At 44.9% G+C, this 15,021-nt stretch carries 29 protein-coding genes; all 29 read left to right on the plus strand.

Features of this window, described 5'->3' with window-relative positions; translation table 11 throughout:
- Window positions 1-102 precede the first annotated feature (102 nt).
- Window positions 103-1,287 carry an elongation factor Tu gene (gene tuf, locus MSG34_RS20040; protein WP_010435158.1) on the plus strand — a complete coding sequence of 395 codons (1,185 nt, stop codon included), beginning with the start codon at window positions 103-105 and terminating at the stop codon, window positions 1,285-1,287.
- Between the two features lie 314 nt (window positions 1,288-1,601).
- Window positions 1,602-1,790, plus strand: coding sequence for a bacterioferritin-associated ferredoxin (locus MSG34_RS20045; protein WP_017629804.1), 189 nt, complete (start codon window positions 1,602-1,604; stop codon window positions 1,788-1,790).
- A gap of 81 nt (window positions 1,791-1,871) precedes the next feature.
- Complete coding sequence (bfr, locus tag MSG34_RS20050) at window positions 1,872-2,354, plus strand: bacterioferritin (RefSeq protein ID WP_048605981.1); 483 nt, start codon at window positions 1,872-1,874, stop codon at window positions 2,352-2,354.
- Between the two features lie 424 nt (window positions 2,355-2,778).
- Window positions 2,779-3,090: a 30S ribosomal protein S10 gene (gene rpsJ / locus MSG34_RS20055; protein ID WP_004736761.1), complete on the plus strand. Its 312-nt coding sequence runs from the start codon at window positions 2,779-2,781 to the stop codon at window positions 3,088-3,090.
- A gap of 14 nt (window positions 3,091-3,104) precedes the next feature.
- Entirely contained in the window at window positions 3,105-3,734 is a 630-nt protein-coding gene (rplC, locus tag MSG34_RS20060) for a 50S ribosomal protein L3 (RefSeq protein ID WP_004736763.1), read from the plus strand.
- A 16-nt stretch (window positions 3,735-3,750) separates the two neighbouring features.
- Window positions 3,751-4,353, plus strand: coding sequence for a 50S ribosomal protein L4 (gene rplD / locus MSG34_RS20065; protein WP_004738803.1), 603 nt, complete (start codon window positions 3,751-3,753; stop codon window positions 4,351-4,353).
- Window positions 4,350-4,652 carry a 50S ribosomal protein L23 gene (gene rplW / locus MSG34_RS20070; RefSeq protein WP_004736765.1) on the plus strand — a complete coding sequence of 101 codons (303 nt, stop codon included), beginning with the start codon at window positions 4,350-4,352 and terminating at the stop codon, window positions 4,650-4,652. Before rplD ends, rplW begins: the two co-directional genes overlap by 4 nt.
- 14 nt (window positions 4,653-4,666) lie before the next feature.
- Window positions 4,667-5,491, plus strand: a complete 825-nt coding sequence (rplB, locus tag MSG34_RS20075; RefSeq protein WP_017076297.1) for a 50S ribosomal protein L2 — start codon at window positions 4,667-4,669, stop codon at window positions 5,489-5,491.
- Between the two features lie 19 nt (window positions 5,492-5,510).
- The gene (gene rpsS, locus MSG34_RS20080; protein ID WP_004736729.1) at window positions 5,511-5,789 is read left to right on the plus strand and encodes a 30S ribosomal protein S19; all 279 of its coding nucleotides are present in this window, start codon (window positions 5,511-5,513) and stop codon (window positions 5,787-5,789) included.
- A gap of 10 nt (window positions 5,790-5,799) precedes the next feature.
- A complete protein-coding gene (rplV, locus tag MSG34_RS20085; protein WP_004736732.1) occupies window positions 5,800-6,132 on the plus strand; it encodes a 50S ribosomal protein L22 in 333 nt (110 codons plus the stop codon).
- A gap of 18 nt (window positions 6,133-6,150) precedes the next feature.
- Complete coding sequence (gene rpsC, locus MSG34_RS20090; protein ID WP_004736734.1) at window positions 6,151-6,849, plus strand: 30S ribosomal protein S3; 699 nt, start codon at window positions 6,151-6,153, stop codon at window positions 6,847-6,849.
- Between the two features lie 11 nt (window positions 6,850-6,860).
- Complete coding sequence (gene rplP, locus MSG34_RS20095) at window positions 6,861-7,271, plus strand: 50S ribosomal protein L16 (RefSeq protein ID WP_004736736.1); 411 nt, start codon at window positions 6,861-6,863, stop codon at window positions 7,269-7,271.
- Window positions 7,271-7,462 (plus strand): 50S ribosomal protein L29, encoded by a 192-nt coding sequence (rpmC, locus tag MSG34_RS20100; RefSeq protein ID WP_004736737.1) that lies wholly within the window; start codon window positions 7,271-7,273, stop codon window positions 7,460-7,462. Before rplP ends, rpmC begins: the two co-directional genes overlap by 1 nt.
- On the plus strand, window positions 7,462-7,716 hold the full coding sequence (gene rpsQ / locus MSG34_RS20105; protein ID WP_004736739.1) for a 30S ribosomal protein S17: 255 nt from the start codon (window positions 7,462-7,464) through the stop codon (window positions 7,714-7,716). Before rpmC ends, rpsQ begins: the two co-directional genes overlap by 1 nt.
- 162 nt (window positions 7,717-7,878) lie before the next feature.
- Window positions 7,879-8,250 (plus strand): 50S ribosomal protein L14, encoded by a 372-nt coding sequence (gene rplN, locus MSG34_RS20110; RefSeq protein ID WP_004736740.1) that lies wholly within the window; start codon window positions 7,879-7,881, stop codon window positions 8,248-8,250.
- 11 nt (window positions 8,251-8,261) lie between these two features.
- The gene (gene rplX / locus MSG34_RS20115) at window positions 8,262-8,579 is read left to right on the plus strand and encodes a 50S ribosomal protein L24 (protein WP_004738792.1); all 318 of its coding nucleotides are present in this window, start codon (window positions 8,262-8,264) and stop codon (window positions 8,577-8,579) included.
- 24 nt (window positions 8,580-8,603) lie between these two features.
- Complete coding sequence (gene rplE, locus MSG34_RS20120; RefSeq protein WP_004738790.1) at window positions 8,604-9,143, plus strand: 50S ribosomal protein L5; 540 nt, start codon at window positions 8,604-8,606, stop codon at window positions 9,141-9,143.
- 16 nt (window positions 9,144-9,159) lie between these two features.
- The gene (rpsN, locus tag MSG34_RS20125; RefSeq protein ID WP_004738789.1) at window positions 9,160-9,465 is read left to right on the plus strand and encodes a 30S ribosomal protein S14; all 306 of its coding nucleotides are present in this window, start codon (window positions 9,160-9,162) and stop codon (window positions 9,463-9,465) included.
- A gap of 29 nt (window positions 9,466-9,494) precedes the next feature.
- Complete coding sequence (gene rpsH / locus MSG34_RS20130) at window positions 9,495-9,887, plus strand: 30S ribosomal protein S8 (protein WP_017061309.1); 393 nt, start codon at window positions 9,495-9,497, stop codon at window positions 9,885-9,887.
- A 10-nt stretch (window positions 9,888-9,897) separates the two neighbouring features.
- Complete coding sequence (gene rplF / locus MSG34_RS20135; RefSeq protein WP_017063712.1) at window positions 9,898-10,431, plus strand: 50S ribosomal protein L6; 534 nt, start codon at window positions 9,898-9,900, stop codon at window positions 10,429-10,431.
- Window positions 10,432-10,440: 9 nt separating this feature from the next.
- Complete coding sequence (gene rplR / locus MSG34_RS20140) at window positions 10,441-10,794, plus strand: 50S ribosomal protein L18 (RefSeq protein ID WP_048605977.1); 354 nt, start codon at window positions 10,441-10,443, stop codon at window positions 10,792-10,794.
- A gap of 14 nt (window positions 10,795-10,808) precedes the next feature.
- Entirely contained in the window at window positions 10,809-11,309 is a 501-nt protein-coding gene (gene rpsE / locus MSG34_RS20145; protein WP_004736754.1) for a 30S ribosomal protein S5, read from the plus strand.
- A gap of 7 nt (window positions 11,310-11,316) precedes the next feature.
- On the plus strand, window positions 11,317-11,493 hold the full coding sequence (gene rpmD / locus MSG34_RS20150; protein WP_004736756.1) for a 50S ribosomal protein L30: 177 nt from the start codon (window positions 11,317-11,319) through the stop codon (window positions 11,491-11,493).
- Between the two features lie 5 nt (window positions 11,494-11,498).
- Window positions 11,499-11,933: a 50S ribosomal protein L15 gene (gene rplO / locus MSG34_RS20155; RefSeq protein ID WP_004736758.1), complete on the plus strand. Its 435-nt coding sequence runs from the start codon at window positions 11,499-11,501 to the stop codon at window positions 11,931-11,933.
- A 20-nt stretch (window positions 11,934-11,953) separates the two neighbouring features.
- The gene (gene secY / locus MSG34_RS20160; RefSeq protein WP_004738781.1) at window positions 11,954-13,288 is read left to right on the plus strand and encodes a preprotein translocase subunit SecY; all 1,335 of its coding nucleotides are present in this window, start codon (window positions 11,954-11,956) and stop codon (window positions 13,286-13,288) included.
- A 41-nt stretch (window positions 13,289-13,329) separates the two neighbouring features.
- Window positions 13,330-13,443 carry a 50S ribosomal protein L36 gene (gene rpmJ / locus MSG34_RS20165; protein ID WP_000868186.1) on the plus strand — a complete coding sequence of 38 codons (114 nt, stop codon included), beginning with the start codon at window positions 13,330-13,332 and terminating at the stop codon, window positions 13,441-13,443.
- 148 nt (window positions 13,444-13,591) lie between these two features.
- Window positions 13,592-13,948, plus strand: a complete 357-nt coding sequence (gene rpsM, locus MSG34_RS20170; RefSeq protein ID WP_004738779.1) for a 30S ribosomal protein S13 — start codon at window positions 13,592-13,594, stop codon at window positions 13,946-13,948.
- Between the two features lie 19 nt (window positions 13,949-13,967).
- The gene (rpsK, locus tag MSG34_RS20175; protein WP_004738778.1) at window positions 13,968-14,357 is read left to right on the plus strand and encodes a 30S ribosomal protein S11; all 390 of its coding nucleotides are present in this window, start codon (window positions 13,968-13,970) and stop codon (window positions 14,355-14,357) included.
- 31 nt (window positions 14,358-14,388) lie between these two features.
- The gene (rpsD, locus tag MSG34_RS20180; RefSeq protein ID WP_004738777.1) at window positions 14,389-15,009 is read left to right on the plus strand and encodes a 30S ribosomal protein S4; all 621 of its coding nucleotides are present in this window, start codon (window positions 14,389-14,391) and stop codon (window positions 15,007-15,009) included.
- Window positions 15,010-15,021 lie beyond the last annotated feature (12 nt).

A 15,021-nucleotide genomic window follows, 5' to 3' on the forward strand; every position in this document is an offset into this window, starting at 1 on the left:
CCAAATATTGCGCTAACGAGAGTTGGCGCATAAAATAGCAATTTCTGGCGCGTCTCGCTCAATAATGAACGTGGCGAATCATAACTAGGAAGGAACACGATTGTGTCTAAAGAAAAATTTGAACGTACGAAACCGCACGTAAACGTTGGTACTATCGGCCACGTTGACCACGGTAAAACAACTCTAACTGCTGCTATCTGTACTACTCTTGCAAAAGTATACGGCGGTGTTGCTAAAGATTTCGCATCTATCGATAACGCTCCAGAAGAGCGTGAGCGCGGTATCACAATCGCAACTTCTCACGTTGAGTACGACACTCCAGCACGTCACTACGCACACGTAGACTGTCCAGGACACGCGGATTATGTTAAAAACATGATCACTGGTGCTGCACAAATGGACGGCGGTATCCTAGTTGTTGCTGCGACTGACGGCCCTATGCCTCAAACTCGTGAGCACATCCTACTTGGTCGTCAAGTTGGTATCCCTTACATCATCGTATTCATGAACAAATGTGACATGGTAGATGACGAAGAGCTACTTGAGCTAGTTGAGATGGAAGTTCGTGAACTTCTTTCTGAATACGACTTCCCAGGTGATGACCTACCAGTTATCCAAGGTTCTGCACTTGGCGCACTAAACGGCGAGAAGCAGTGGGAAGATAAGATCGTTGAGCTTGCAGAAGCACTAGATTCTTACATTCCTGAGCCAGAGCGTGCAGTTGACCAACCGTTCCTACTACCAATTGAAGATGTATTCTCAATCCAAGGTCGTGGTACTGTTGTAACTGGTCGTATCGAGCGCGGTATCCTACGTGTAGGTGACGAAGTAGAAATCGTTGGTATCAAAGAGACTACTCTTACTACTTGTACTGGTGTTGAAATGTTCCGTAAACTGCTTGACGAAGGTCGTGCAGGTGAGAACGTTGGTGCACTTCTACGTGGTACTAAGCGTGATGACGTTGAACGTGGTCAAGTACTTTCTGCGAAAGGTTCTATCAACCCACACACTAAGTTTGAGTCTGAAGTATACGTACTTTCTAAAGACGAAGGCGGCCGTCACACTCCTTTCTTCAAAGGTTACCGTCCACAGTTCTACTTCCGTACAACTGACGTAACAGGCGACATCACTCTACCAGAAGGCGTAGAAATGGTAATGCCAGGTGACAACGTTCAAATGACTGTTGAGCTAATCGCTCCAATCGCAATGGACGAAGGTCTACGTTTCGCAATCCGCGAAGGTGGCCGTACAGTTGGTGCTGGTGTTGTAGCTAAAATCTTCGCTTAATAGCATTTAGATTTTTGCACACTCTTCATTAGAAGAGCACGCATCTGAAAAGGGGAGCTTCGGCTTCCCTTTTTTATTTTGGTTATAAGGGAAATTCATCGCACTTTATAACAGTTAACTATATTCCAATTTAAATACAGTTATTTACTGACCCACCTTGATCACGCATTTCCGTTATACAACCTTCACAGCCAATTTTTCCAATTACTCGCAAAACACTATAACCAATCGATATAACCAAACAGTAAATATGACTGGTAATAAGAATGATTCCTTTTTATATTTAAGCCTAAGTTAAAGGTTTAGGTTTTAGTATGTACATTTGTTTATGCCATGGGGTTTCGGATAAAAAAATCCGCAAGCTCGTGATAGAAGAGGGCATTACTGACATCAAAGGAATTAAAAAATGTACAGCACTTGGCAGTCAATGCGGCAAGTGTGTACGTTCAGCAAAAGAAGTCATTAACGATACTGCGAAAGACCTGTTCAAACAGGCAAGCTAGTTTTGCCCCAAGGGCATTAGCTTTTTTGACACTTCTCGATTTGGTTCTACAGTTAGAAGAGCCAAAGAGGAGGGCTATGTCATGAAAGGCGATCCAATCATCATTCAACATCTCAATAAAATTCTTGGTAACGAACTCGTCGCGATAAACCAATACTTCTTGCATGCTCGCATGTACAAAGATTGGGGTTTAAAGCATCTGGCCGATAAGGAATACCACGAATCTATCGACGAAATGAAACATGCTGACCATTTAATTGAACGCATACTATTTTTAGAAGGCCTCCCAAACCTTCAAGATTTGGGTAAGTTGAAAATTGGTGAAGATACTGAAGAGATGCTTCAGTGTGATTTATCTCTTGAGATGGAAGCTATACCTGATTTGAAAAATGCCATCGCGTACGCAGAAGATATTCACGACTATGTATCGCGAGATCTATTTCAAGACATCTTAGAAGACGAGGAAGATCACGTCGATTGGTTAGAAACTCAACTTGGTTTAATCAAAATGACTGGGATCCAAAATTATCTACAAGCTCAATATGTGGATGAAGATGACGGTTAAAATACCATAAATAAAAGAGGTAACAGCTGAGGCTTAACCGAGCTGTTACCTTGCTTTCAATTTCCAGCGGTAGGGCACTACCGCACAATACAAACTCCCCAGTTGTCCCCGTAAATAGATTCTGCGTTTATTTTTCAAACACCGCTTGCAACTTAAAGTGTGATCTGTATAATGCATCGCACTGGCTAACGCTGGTTGTGAACCAATGAGCACTGAGGAGTAGGTCTTACCTAGTAATGTATACTCAGCTTATGTTCGCGGTTAATAAAAATAGTAAACTTCTTGTTTGCTTCAAAAGTTAACTGACAATGCGTCCTAATTTTGGATGCTACGGTTTCACATAAATCAATCGGCATTCTCTCGTTTTATCGGGTTTGAGTGGCGATATTGTTTGTGTAATTTTTAATAATTGGAGCTCTGTCTCATGCAGAACCAACGTATTCGTATCCGCCTTAAAGCGTTTGATTACAAGCTAATCGATGCTTCAACTGCGGAAATCGTTGAAACAGCAAAACGTACTGGCGCACAGGTTCGTGGTCCTATTCCACTACCTACTCGTAAAGAGCGTTTCACTGTTCTTACCTCTCCACACGTCAACAAAGATGCACGTGACCAGTACGAAATTCGTACTCACAAGCGTTTGATCGACATCGTTGAGCCAACAGATAAAACTGTTGATGCTCTAATGCGTCTTGATCTTGCAGCTGGCGTTGATGTTCAAATCAGCCTAGGTTAAGGGAGATAAGAATAATGATTGGTCTAGTCGGACGTAAAGTGGGTATGACCCGCGTATTTACTGAAGAAGGCGTTTCTATCCCAGTAACTGTTGTTGAGGTTGAAGCGAACCGTATTTCTCAAGTTAAAACTCTTGAGACTGATGGCTACGCAGCAATCCAAGTAACTACTGGTGCTAAGAAAGCTAACCGTGTAACTAAACCTGAAGCTGGTCACTTCGCGAAAGCGGGTGTAGAAGCAGGTCGCGGTCTTTGGGAATTCCGTTTAGAAAACGGCGAAGAGTTTGAAGTTGGCGCTGAGCTAAACGTAGAACTTTTCAACGAAATTAAAAAAGTAGACGTTACTGGTACATCTAAAGGTAAAGGCTTCCAAGGCGCTATCAAGCGTTGGAACTTCTCTACTCAAGATATGACTCACGGTAACTCTTTGTCTCACCGCGCACCGGGTTCAATTGGCCAATGTCAAACTCCAGGCCGCGTGTTTAAAGGCAAGAAAATGGCAGGTCACATGGGTGCTGAGCGTGTAACGACTCAAAACCTAGAGATCGTACGTGTTGACGCTGAGCGCAATCTACTCCTTATTAAAGGTGCAGTACCGGGCTCAACAGGCGGAAACGTGATCGTAAAACCTGCTGTTAAAGCATAACGTCTAGGAGTAAGTAATGGAATTGATGGTTAAAGGTGCTGATGCACTAACTGTTTCCGAGACTACTTTCGGACGTGACTTCAACGAAGCTCTTGTACACCAAGTAGTTGTTGCATATGCAGCAGGTGCTCGTCAAGGTACTCGTGCTCAAAAGACTCGTTCTGAAGTATCTGGCGGTGGCGCTAAGCCATGGCGTCAAAAAGGTACTGGCCGCGCACGTGCTGGTACAATTCGTAGCCCAATCTGGCGTACAGGTGGTGTTACTTTTGCTGCGAAACCACAAGATCACAGCCAAAAAGTAAACAAAAAAATGTACCGCGGTGCTATGAAGAGCATTCTTTCTGAGCTAGTTCGTCAAGAGCGTTTAATCGTTGTTGATAACTTCTCTGTAGAAGCACCAAAAACAAAAGAACTTGTAGCTAAGCTTAAAGAGCTTGAGCTAAGCGACGTTCTGATTGTGACTGGCGAAGTAGATGAAAATCTATTCTTAGCTGCTCGTAACCTATACAAAGTAGATGCACGTGATGTTGCTGGTGTTGATCCAGTATCACTAATCGCTTTCGACAAGGTTCTAATGACTGCTGACGCAGTTAAGCAAGTTGAGGAGATGCTAGCATGATCACTGAAGAGCGTATCTTAAAAGTTCTACGTGCTCCGCACATCTCTGAAAAAGCAACTATGGCAGCTGAGAAAGCGAACACTATCGTTTTCAAAGTAGCTAAAGATGCAACTAAGAAAGAGATCAAAGCAGCTGTAGAAAAGCTATTTGAAGTTGAAGTTAAGTCTGTAAATACTCTTGTATTAAAGGGTAAGACCAAACGTCAAGGTATGCGTGAAGGCCGTCGTTCAGACGTTAAGAAAGCCTACGTTACTTTGAAAGAAGGTCAAGATCTTGACTTCGTTGGCGGCGCGGAATAACAGGAGTAGTAAAAATGGCTATTGTTAAATGTAAGCCGACTTCCCCTGGTCGTCGTCACGTCGTTAAAGTTGTTAACGCTGACCTACACAAGGGTAAGCCATACGCACCACTTCTAGAGAAAAACTCTAAGAACGGTGGTCGTAACAACAACGGTCGTATTACAGTACGTCACATCGGTGGTGGTCATAAGCACCATTACCGTCTGATTGACTTCAAACGTACTAAAGATGGCATCCCAGCGAAAGTTGAGCGTCTAGAATACGATCCAAACCGTAGTGCTAACATCGCTCTAGTTCTGTACGCAGACGGTGAGCGTCGTTACATCATTGCACCTAAAGGTGTTAACGCAGGCGACCAGATTCAATCTGGCGTAGATGCTGCAATCAAAGCAGGTAACACTCTGCCGATGCGCAACATCCCAGTAGGTTCTACTGTACACTGTGTTGAACTTAAGCCTGGTAAAGGTGCTCAACTAGCTCGTTCGGCTGGTGCTTATGCTCAAATCATCGCTCGCGATGGTGCATACGTAACTATCCGTCTACGTTCTGGTGAGATGCGCAAAGTTCTTTCTGAAGGTCGTGCAACGATCGGTGAAGTTGGTAACTCTGAGCATATGCTACGTGAACTTGGTAAAGCTGGTGCTTCACGCTGGCGCGGCGTACGTCCAACCGTACGTGGTGTAGTAATGAACCCGGTGGATCACCCACATGGTGGTGGTGAAGGCCGCACATCTGGTGGTCGTCACCCAGTTTCTCCTTGGGGCGTTCCTACTAAGGGCTTCAAGACTCGTAAGAACAAGCGCACTGACAAGTACATCGTACGTCGTCGCACTAAATAATTTATAAAGAGGAATCGCCATGCCACGTTCTCTCAAGAAAGGTCCTTTTATTGACCTACACTTGCTGAAGAAGGTAGAGAAAGCGGTGGAAAGCGGAGACAAAAAGCCTATTAAGACTTGGTCCCGTCGCTCAATGATCATCCCAACAATGATTGGTTTGACCATCGCTGTCCATAATGGTCGTCAGCACGTTCCAGTTTTCGTTACCGAAGAAATGATCGGTCACAAACTGGGCGAATTTGCACCAACTCGTACTTATCGCGGTCATGCTGCAGATAAGAAAGCTAAGAAGAAATAAGGAGTAGATGATGGAAGCTTTAGCTAAACATAACTTTGCTCGTATTTCTCCACAGAAAGCTCGCTTAGTTGCAGACCAAATTCGCGGTAAGTCGGTAGACCAAGCTCTAGAAATTCTAACTTTCAGCAACAAAAAAGCTGCTGTATTAGTTAAGAAGGTTCTTGAGTCAGCTATCGCTAACGCGGAACATAACGAAGGTGCAGATATCGACGATCTAAATGTCGCTAAAATCTTCGTAGATGAGGGCCCTATCATGAAGCGTATTATGCCTCGTGCTAAAGGTCGTGCGGATCGTATCTTGAAGCGTTCAAGCCACATCACTATTGTTGTAGCAGATCGCTAAAGACTAGGAGAGTAAGCAATGGGTCAGAAAGTACATCCTAATGGTATTCGTCTTGGCATCGTTAAGCCTTGGAATGCTACATGGTTTGCTAATACCAACGAATTCGCTGACAACCTAGACGGCGACTTCAAGGTACGTCAGTTCCTTACAAAGGAACTACAAAAAGCATCATTATCTCGTATCGTTATTGAGCGTCCAGCTAAGAGCATCCGTGTGACTATTCACACTGCTCGTCCTGGCGTTGTTATCGGTAAGAAAGGTGAAGACGTAGAGAAGCTACGCGCAGCTGTAGCTAAAATCGCAGGTGTACCAGCGCAAATTAACATCGCTGAAGTACGTAAGCCTGAGCTAGATGGTCAGCTTGTAGCTGATAGCATCGCGTCTCAACTAGAGCGTCGTGTTATGTTCCGTCGTGCAATGAAGCGTGCGGTACAAAATGCTATGCGTCTAGGCGCTAAAGGCATCAAAGTACAAGTAGGCGGCCGTCTTGGCGGTGCTGAAATCGCACGTTCTGAGTGGTACCGTGAAGGCCGTGTGCCTCTACACACTCTACGTGCAGACATTGATTACGCAACTTCTTCGGCTCACACTCAATACGGTGTGATCGGCATTAAAGTTTGGATCTTCAAAGGTGAGATTCTAGGCGGTATGCCAGCTGCTAACGCAGTAGAGCCAAAAGGCGATAAGCCTAAGAAGCAGCGTAAAGGCCGTAAGTAAGGAGTCGAACGATGCTACAACCAAAACGTACTAAGTTCCGCAAGGTTATGACTGGTCGTAACCGTGGTCTAGCTAAAGGTACTGAAGTAAGCTTCGGCGAATTCGGTCTTAAAGCTGTTGGCCGTGGTCGTCTGACTGCACGTCAAATCGAAGCGGCACGTCGTGCTATGACACGTCACATTAAGCGTCAAGGTCAAATCTGGATCCGTGTATTCCCAGACAAGCCGATTACTGAAAAGCCTCTTGAAGTTCGTCAAGGTAAAGGTAAAGGTTCAGTTGCGTACTGGGTTGCTCAAATCCAACCAGGCAAAGTTATGTACGAGATGAATGGCGTACCTGAAGAGTTGGCACGTGAAGCGTTCCGCCTAGCGGCACGTAAACTGCCTGTTAAAACTACTTTTGTAACTAAGCAGGTGATGTGATGAAAGCACAAGATCTACGCGAAAAGAACGTTGAAGAGCTTAACGCTGAGCTATTGAATTTGCTACGTGAACAGTTCAACTTGCGCATGCAAGCTGCAACTGGTCAACTACAGCAAACTCATACTCTAAAAGCTGTACGCCGTGACATCGCACGTGTGAAAACTGTTTTGACTGAAAAGGCAGGCGCATAATGAGCGAAACTAACCGCATCCAGCAAGGCCGTGTAGTAAGTGACAAGATGGACAAGTCTATCGTTGTTGCTATTGAGCGCACTGTAAAACACCCAATTTACGGTAAGTTCATCAAACGCACGACTAAAGTACACGCACACGACGAAGACAACACTTGTGGCCTAGGCGACAAAGTTGAAATCGCTGAGTGTCGTCCTCTGTCTAAGACTAAGTCTTGGACATTGGTTAAAGTTCTAGAAAAAGCGAAGATTTAATCTTTGTAATTCTATAACTTATAAGCGGCTCCAAATAATTTTTTGGAGCCGCTTGTTTTTTGTCTACCCAATTTAAAAAAAGGGTGGTACAATTCGCGTCCCTTTTAAAGAGGCAGCCCGACCCGAGAGGGTCTAGTTTTAATATTTAGCGGAGCACTAACAATGATCCAGATGCAAAGTACACTTGACGCAGCAGATAACTCTGGCGCGCGCAAGGTAATGTGTATTAAGGTTCTGGGTGGCTCTCACCGCCGTTATGCACATATCGGTGACGTCATCAAGGTTACAGTGAAGGAAGCGATTCCTCGCGGTAAAGTAAAGAAAGGTGATGTTCTGAAGGCGGTAGTAGTGCGCACCCGTAAAGGCGTTCGTCGCCCAGACGGTTCTGTCATTCGCTTCGACAGTAATGCTTGTGTATTGTTAAATGACACTACTGAGCAACCAGTCGGCACACGTATCTTTGGTCCTGTGACTCGTGAACTTCGTAACGCGAAATTCATGAAGATTGTATCACTAGCACCTGAAGTTCTGTAAGGAGCGGCAACATGGCAGCTAAAATCCGTCGTAATGACGAAGTAATCATTCTTGCTGGTAAAGATAAAGGCAAGAAAGGTAAAGTAACTAAGGTTCTGACAACTGGTAAAGTTATCGTTGAAGGCATCAACCTTGTTAAGAAACACCAAAAGCCGGTTCCGGCTCTAGGTCAACAAGGTGGCATCGTTGAACAAGAAGCAGCTATTGATGCTTCTAACGTTGCTGTTTTTAACGCGGCTACTGGTAAAGCAGACCGTATCGGTTTCCGTATCGAAGATGGCAAGAAAGTTCGTTTCTTCAAATCTAACGGCGAAACTGTTTCTAACTAATTAGAAGTAATTTGGAGTTCTACTATGGCGAAACTGCATGATTACTACAAGTCGTCTGTAGTCGCTGAGCTTACCAAAGAGTTCAGCTACACAAGCGTCATGCAAGTCCCTAGGATTGAGAAAATCACCCTAAACATGGGCGTTGGTGAAGCAATCAACGATAAGAAACTGCTAGAAAACGCAGCAGCTGATATGGCAACGATCTCTGGTCAAAAGCCTCTTATCACTAAAGCGCGTAAATCTGTAGCTGGTTTCAAAATTCGTGAAGGCTACCCAATTGGTTGTAAAGTAACCTTGCGTGGTGAGCGCATGTGGGAATTTTTAGAGCGTTTAATCTCTATCGCACTTCCACGTGTACGTGATTTCCGTGGTGTTAGCGCTAAGTCTTTTGACGGTCGCGGTAACTACAGCATGGGCGTTCGCGAGCAAATCATCTTTCCGGAAATCGACTACGATAAAGTCGATCGCGTCCGCGGTCTTGATATCACTATCACGACTTCTGCGGGTTCCGATGAGGAAGGCCGAGCTCTGCTGGCTGCCTTTAACTTCCCATTCCGTAAGTAAGGGTAGGGTTACTGTTATGGCTAAACAATCAATGAAAGCACGTGAAGCTAAACGTGCAAAACTAGTAGCTAAGTTCGCTGAAAAGCGTTCTGCGCTAAAAGTTATCATTAGCGATGTAAACGCATCTGAAGAAGATCGTTGGAATGCGGTTCTTAAACTGCAATCTCTTCCACGTGATTCAAGTGCATCACGTCAGCGCAACCGTTGCAACCAAACTGGTCGTCCACACGGTTACCTACGTAAATTCGGTCTAAGCCGTATTAAGGTTCGTGAAGCTTGCATGAAAGGCGAGATTCCGGGTCTTCGTAAGGCTAGCTGGTAATTGCCACTTAATCATTTGGAGTAAATCTTATGAGCATGCAAGATCCGATTTCGGATATGCTGACCCGAGTTCGTAACGGTCAGGCAGCAAACAAAGTTGCTGTAAAAATGCCTTCTTCAAAGCTTAAAGTTGCAATTGCTGCATTACTTAAAGCTGAAGGTTACATCGTAGACTTCGCTGTTAACAGCGAAGCAAAACCTGAGCTAGAAGTTACTCTTAAGTACTTCCAAGCTAAACCTGTAATCGAGCAAATCAAGCGTGTATCACGTCCTGGTCTAAGAGTTTATAAAAATAAAGACTCTTTACCTACAGTGATGGGTGGTCTTGGTATTGCAGTTGTTTCTACTTCCAAGGGTCTGATGTCTGACCGTGCTGCTCGTAAAGCAGGTCTTGGCGGTGAAATCATCTGTTACGTAGCTTAAGGAGTAGATTATGTCTCGTGTTGCTAAAGCACCTGTCGCTATTCCAGCTGGCGTAGAGGTGAAACTAAACGGCCAAGAAGTTACTGTAAAAGGTAGCAAAGGTGAGCTTACTCGCGTTCTTAACAGCGCCGTAGTTATTGCACAGGAAGAAACCAACCTAACTTTCGGTCCGAAAGAAGGTGTTACTAACGCATGGGCACAAGCTGGTACAGCTCGCGCTCTAGTTAATAACATGGTTGTGGGTGTTACTGAGGGCTTCACTAAGAAGCTAACTCTTAAGGGTGTTGGTTACCGTGCTGCTATGAAAGGCAACTCTGTAGCTCTAACACTTGGTTTTTCTCACCCAGTAGAGCACGCTCTACCTGAAGGTATTAAAGCTGAGTGCCCTAGCCAAACTGAGATCATCATTACTGGTTGCGATAAGCAAGTAGTAGGTCAAGTTGCGGCTGACATTCGTTCTTACCGTGCTCCTGAGCCTTACAAAGGCAAAGGTGTTCGTTACGCAGATGAAAATGTGCGTACTAAAGAAGCTAAGAAGAAGTAAGGTATCACTATGGATAAGAAAGCATCTCGCATCCGTCGTGCTACACGTGCACGTCGTAAGATTGCAGAACTTGGTGCAACTCGCCTGGTAGTACACCGTACTCCTCGCCATGTTTACGCACAAGTTATCGCGGCAAACGGCTCTGAGGTTATCGCAGCTGCTTCTACTGTAGAAAAAGCGATCCGTGAGCAAGTTAAGAACACTGGTAACGTTGATGCAGCTAAAGCAGTTGGTAAAGCTGTTGCTGAGCGCGCTCTTGAAAAAGGCGTAGCTTCAGTTGCATTCGATCGTTCTGGTTTCCAATACCACGGTCGAGTAGCGGCGCTAGCAGATTCTGCTCGCGAAGCTGGTCTGAAATTCTAAGGTAGGGTTGGAAGATGGCTAAAGAACAACAACAAGCTAATGATTTGCAAGAAAAGCTGATCGCAGTTAACCGTGTATCTAAGACGGTTAAAGGTGGTCGAATCATGAGCTTCACTGCACTAACAGTAGTTGGTGACGGTAATGGTCGTGTAGGTTTCGGTTACGGCAAAGCTCGTGAAGTACCTGCTGCGATTCAAAAAGCAATGGAAAAAGCGCGTCGTAACATGGTTACTGTTGCGCTTAACGAAGGCACTCTTCACCACCCGGTGAAAGGTCGTCATTCGGGCTCTAAAGTTTACATGCAGCCAGCTGCTGAAGGTACAGGTGTTATTGCCGGTGGTGCAATGCGTGCCGTACTTGAAGTTGCAGGCGTACATAACGTACTTTCTAAAGCATACGGTTCAACGAACCCTATCAACGTTGTTCGCGCAACGATTGGTGCTCTAGTAGACGTTAAGTCACCAGAAATGGTTGCTGCTAAACGTGGTCTAACTGTTGAATCTATTTCGGAGTAAGCACACGATGGCAACTATTAAAGTAACTCAAACTAAAAGCTCAATTGGTCGCCTACCTAAGCACAAAGCGTGTCTTAAAGGTCTAGGTCTTCGTCGCATCAACCATACAGTAGAACTTGAAGATACACCGTGCGTACGCGGTATGATCAACAAGGTTTACTACATGGTTAAGATTGAGGAGTAATCAGAATGCGTTTGAATACTCTATCACCGGCTGCTGGCTCTAAACCTTCTAAGAAGCGTGTAGGTCGTGGTATCGGTTCTGGCCTTGGTAAAACAGGTGGCCGCGGTCACAAAGGTCAAAAGTCACGTTCTGGCGGCTCTGTTCGTCCAGGTTTTGAAGGCGGTCAAATGCCTCTAAAACAACGTCTACCTAAATTCGGTTTCACTTCTCGTAAGAGCCTAGTGTCTGCTGAAGTTCGTCTAGCTGAGCTAGCGAAAGTAACAGGTGACGTAGTTGATCTTAACAGCCTTAAAGCTGCTAACGTTATCACTAAGAACATCGAGTTTGTTAAGATCGTTCTTTCTGGTGACCTAAGCAAAGCTGTGACTGTTAAAGGTCTACGCGTGACTAAAGGCGCTAAAGCTGCAATCGAAGCTGCAGGCGGTAAAATCGAGGAATAATCTCGAGGAACGAGGTACAGATGGCTAAGAAACCAGGACAAGATTTTCGTAGTGCTCAGAGCGGCTTAAGTGAACTAAAGTCGCGCTTATTATTCGTAATTGGTGCACTTTTAGTATTCCGAGCCGGCTCTTTTGTGCCGATCCCTGGTATTGACGCAGCTGTACTTGCCGATTTGTTCGATCAGCAAAAAGGTACCATCGTAGAAATGTTTAACATGTTCTCCGGTGGTGCTCTTGAGCGTGCATCTATATTAGCATTGGGTATCATGCCGTACATTTCGGCATCGATCGTAGTCCAATTGCTAACTGTAGTTCATCCAGCGTTAGCGGAACTCAAGAAAGAGGGTGAAGCAGGCCGTCGTAAGATAAGCCAATATACACGCTACGGCACGCTTGTACTTGCAACATTCCAAGCTATTGGTATCGCAACAGGCTTACCAAACATGGTCGACAATCTGGTTGTTATCAACCAAACCATGTTTACGCTTATTGCTACCGTGAGTTTAGTAACTGGTACCATGTTCTTAATGTGGTTAGGTGAACAAATCACTGAGCGAGGAATCGGTAATGGTATTTCCATTCTGATTTTTGCAGGTATTGTTGCTGGATTGCCTTCTGCAATCGGTCAAACAATCGAGCAAGCGCGTCAAGGTGAATTGCATGTGCTTCTTCTGCTGTTGATTGCTGTATTGTCTTTTGCTGTTATTTACTTCGTAGTTTTCATGGAACGTGGTCAACGTCGTATCGTCGTTAACTATGCGAAACGTCAACAAGGTCGTAAAGTTTTTGCAGCACAAAGCTCTCACTTGCCTCTTAAGATTAATATGGCAGGTGTTATTCCAGCGATTTTCGCATCAAGTATTATTTTGTTCCCAGGAACATTAGCGCAGTGGTTTGGTCAAAATGGTGAAAGCAGCGCGTTCGGTTGGTTAACTGACGTGTCATTAGCTCTTAGCCCAGGTCAACCTTTGTATGTAATGCTTTATGCAGCAGCTATAATCTTCTTCTGTTTCTTCTATACAGCGTTGGTGTTTAACCCACGTGAAACAGCTGATAACTTGAAGAAGTCTGGTGCATTCGTACCCGGTATCCGCCCAGGTGAGCAGACAGCGAAATATATCGATAAAGTGATGACTAGACTAACCCTTGCGGGCGCTCTATACATTACTTTTATATGTCTGATTCCTGAGTTCATGATGGTCGCGTGGAACGTTCGTTTCTACTTTGGCGGCACATCACTACTAATCGTAGTGGTAGTTATCATGGATTTCATGGCACAGGTACAGACTCATCTGATGTCACAACAGTATGATTCTGTGTTAAAGAAAGCGAATCTGAAGGGTTACGGCCGTTAATTCGGTGGTAACAATTTCGATTCCATTTACGGAGTTTAGCAATGAAAGTTCGTGCTTCCGTTAAAAAAATCTGCCGTAACTGTAAAGTTATCAAGCGTAACGGTGTCGTTCGCGTGATTTGCAGTGAGCCAAAGCATAAGCAACGCCAAGGCTAATTAGCAGAAATTTTTACTTGAAATACAAGGTAGAGTCGAGTATATTCCTCGGCCTACCTTTTGCGTGCAAAAGAAGTAGTATGCCGCAGCGTATCCATAACGGGCTTTGCTGCGGATAATTCTTTTATGAACCCCTTAGGAGTGAATAATGGCCCGTATAGCCGGCATTAACATTCCTGATCATAAGCATTCTGTAATTGCACTTACTGCAATCTACGGTATCGGTAAAACTCGCTCTCAAGCTATTCTAGCTGAAGTGGGTATTGCTGAAGATGCTAAGATCAGTGAACTAACTGAAGAGCAGATCGATCAACTGCGTGATGGTGTAGCTAAGTACACTGTAGAAGGTGATCTACGTCGTGAAGTATCGATGAACATCAAGCGTCTTATGGACCTTGGCTGTTACCGCGGTCTTCGTCATCGTCGCAGTCTACCACTACGTGGACAGCGTACTAAAACCAACGCTCGCACCCGTAAGGGTCCGCGCAAGCCGATCAAGAAATAGTCGGATAAGGTAGAGTACAATGGCAAAACAACCAACTCGCGCGCGTAAGCGCGTACGCAAGCAAGTAGCTGATGGCGTAGCGCACATTCATGCTTCTTTCAACAACACAATCGTAACTATCACTGACCGTCAAGGCAACGCTCTTGCATGGGCTACAGCAGGTGGTTCAGGTTTCCGTGGTTCTCGTAAATCTACTCCGTTCGCAGCACAAGTTGCAGCTGAGCGTTGTGGTGAAATGGCTAAAGAATATGGCCTAAAGAACTTGGAAGTTATGGTTAAGGGTCCAGGTCCAGGTCGCGAATCTACTGTTCGTGCACTGAACGCTGCTGGTTTCCGTATCACTAACATTGTTGATGCGACACCAATCCCTCATAACGGTTGTCGTCCACCTAAGAAACGTCGCGTTTAAGTTTCGTTTCTAGGAATATTGGAGAAAGATCATGGCAAGATATTTGGGTCCTAAGCTGAAGCTTAGCCGTCGCGAAGGTACTGACTTATTCCTTAAGTCTGGTGTCCGTGCGATCGATACCAAGTGTAAAATTGATAACGCACCAGGTGTACACGGCGCTCGTCGCGGTCGTCTATCTGAGTATGGCGTTCAGCTTCGTGAGAAGCAAAAAGTTCGTCGTATCTACGGCGTTCTAGAAAAACAATTCCGCAACTACTACAAAGAAGCTGCACGTCTTAAAGGCAACACAGGTGCAAACCTGCTTCAGCTTCTTGAAGGTCGTCTTGATAACGTAGTTTACCGTATGGGCTTTGGCGCTACTCGTGCTGAATCTCGTCAACTAGTTAGCCACAAGTCTATTCTAGTTAACGGTAAAGTTGTAAACGTTCCTTCTTTCAAAGTAGCGGCAAACGACGTTGTTTCTATCCGCGAGAAAGCTAAACAGCAATCTCGTATTAAAGCGGCTCTAGAAGTTGCTGAACAACGTGAAAAGCCAACTTGGATTGAAGTAGATGCTGGCAAAATGGAAGGTACATTCAAGCGTATGCCTGAGCGTTCTGACCTATCAGCTGACATCAATGAACACTTGATCGTCGAACTTTACTCTAAGTAAGGTTAAAAAAAG

This window comes from Vibrio sp. 1CM2L (genome assembly GCF_023161695.1).
GTDB classification, from domain to species: domain Bacteria; phylum Pseudomonadota; class Gammaproteobacteria; order Enterobacterales; family Vibrionaceae; genus Vibrio; species Vibrio coralliirubri.

Bases quoted from the DNA above. Each gene is read 5' to 3' on its own strand.
- MSG34_RS20045 (WP_017629804.1), top strand. From the start codon at position 1,602: ATGTACATTTGTTTATGCCATGGGGTTTCGGATAAAAAAATCCGCAAG.
- bfr (WP_048605981.1), top strand. From the start codon at position 1,872: ATGAAAGGCGATCCAATCATCATTCAACATCTCAATAAAATTCTTGGT.
- rpsJ (WP_004736761.1), top strand. From the start codon at position 2,779: ATGCAGAACCAACGTATTCGTATCCGCCTTAAAGCGTTTGATTACAAG.
- rplC (WP_004736763.1), top strand. From the start codon at position 3,105: ATGATTGGTCTAGTCGGACGTAAAGTGGGTATGACCCGCGTATTTACT.
- rplD (WP_004738803.1), top strand. From the start codon at position 3,751: ATGGAATTGATGGTTAAAGGTGCTGATGCACTAACTGTTTCCGAGACT.
- rplW (WP_004736765.1), top strand. From the start codon at position 4,350: ATGATCACTGAAGAGCGTATCTTAAAAGTTCTACGTGCTCCGCACATC.
- rplB (WP_017076297.1), top strand. From the start codon at position 4,667: ATGGCTATTGTTAAATGTAAGCCGACTTCCCCTGGTCGTCGTCACGTC.
- rpsS (WP_004736729.1), top strand. From the start codon at position 5,511: ATGCCACGTTCTCTCAAGAAAGGTCCTTTTATTGACCTACACTTGCTG.
- rplV (WP_004736732.1), top strand. From the start codon at position 5,800: ATGGAAGCTTTAGCTAAACATAACTTTGCTCGTATTTCTCCACAGAAA.
- rpsC (WP_004736734.1), top strand. From the start codon at position 6,151: ATGGGTCAGAAAGTACATCCTAATGGTATTCGTCTTGGCATCGTTAAG.
- rplP (WP_004736736.1), top strand. From the start codon at position 6,861: ATGCTACAACCAAAACGTACTAAGTTCCGCAAGGTTATGACTGGTCGT.
- rpmC (WP_004736737.1), top strand. From the start codon at position 7,271: ATGAAAGCACAAGATCTACGCGAAAAGAACGTTGAAGAGCTTAACGCT.
- rpsQ (WP_004736739.1), top strand. From the start codon at position 7,462: ATGAGCGAAACTAACCGCATCCAGCAAGGCCGTGTAGTAAGTGACAAG.
- rplN (WP_004736740.1), top strand. From the start codon at position 7,879: ATGATCCAGATGCAAAGTACACTTGACGCAGCAGATAACTCTGGCGCG.
- rplX (WP_004738792.1), top strand. From the start codon at position 8,262: ATGGCAGCTAAAATCCGTCGTAATGACGAAGTAATCATTCTTGCTGGT.
- rplE (WP_004738790.1), top strand. From the start codon at position 8,604: ATGGCGAAACTGCATGATTACTACAAGTCGTCTGTAGTCGCTGAGCTT.
- rpsN (WP_004738789.1), top strand. From the start codon at position 9,160: ATGGCTAAACAATCAATGAAAGCACGTGAAGCTAAACGTGCAAAACTA.
- rpsH (WP_017061309.1), top strand. From the start codon at position 9,495: ATGAGCATGCAAGATCCGATTTCGGATATGCTGACCCGAGTTCGTAAC.
- rplF (WP_017063712.1), top strand. From the start codon at position 9,898: ATGTCTCGTGTTGCTAAAGCACCTGTCGCTATTCCAGCTGGCGTAGAG.
- rplR (WP_048605977.1), top strand. From the start codon at position 10,441: ATGGATAAGAAAGCATCTCGCATCCGTCGTGCTACACGTGCACGTCGT.
- rpsE (WP_004736754.1), top strand. From the start codon at position 10,809: ATGGCTAAAGAACAACAACAAGCTAATGATTTGCAAGAAAAGCTGATC.
- rpmD (WP_004736756.1), top strand. From the start codon at position 11,317: ATGGCAACTATTAAAGTAACTCAAACTAAAAGCTCAATTGGTCGCCTA.
- rplO (WP_004736758.1), top strand. From the start codon at position 11,499: ATGCGTTTGAATACTCTATCACCGGCTGCTGGCTCTAAACCTTCTAAG.
- secY (WP_004738781.1), top strand. From the start codon at position 11,954: ATGGCTAAGAAACCAGGACAAGATTTTCGTAGTGCTCAGAGCGGCTTA.
- rpmJ (WP_000868186.1), top strand. From the start codon at position 13,330: ATGAAAGTTCGTGCTTCCGTTAAAAAAATCTGCCGTAACTGTAAAGTT.
- rpsM (WP_004738779.1), top strand. From the start codon at position 13,592: ATGGCCCGTATAGCCGGCATTAACATTCCTGATCATAAGCATTCTGTA.
- rpsK (WP_004738778.1), top strand. From the start codon at position 13,968: ATGGCAAAACAACCAACTCGCGCGCGTAAGCGCGTACGCAAGCAAGTA.
- rpsD (WP_004738777.1), top strand. From the start codon at position 14,389: ATGGCAAGATATTTGGGTCCTAAGCTGAAGCTTAGCCGTCGCGAAGGT.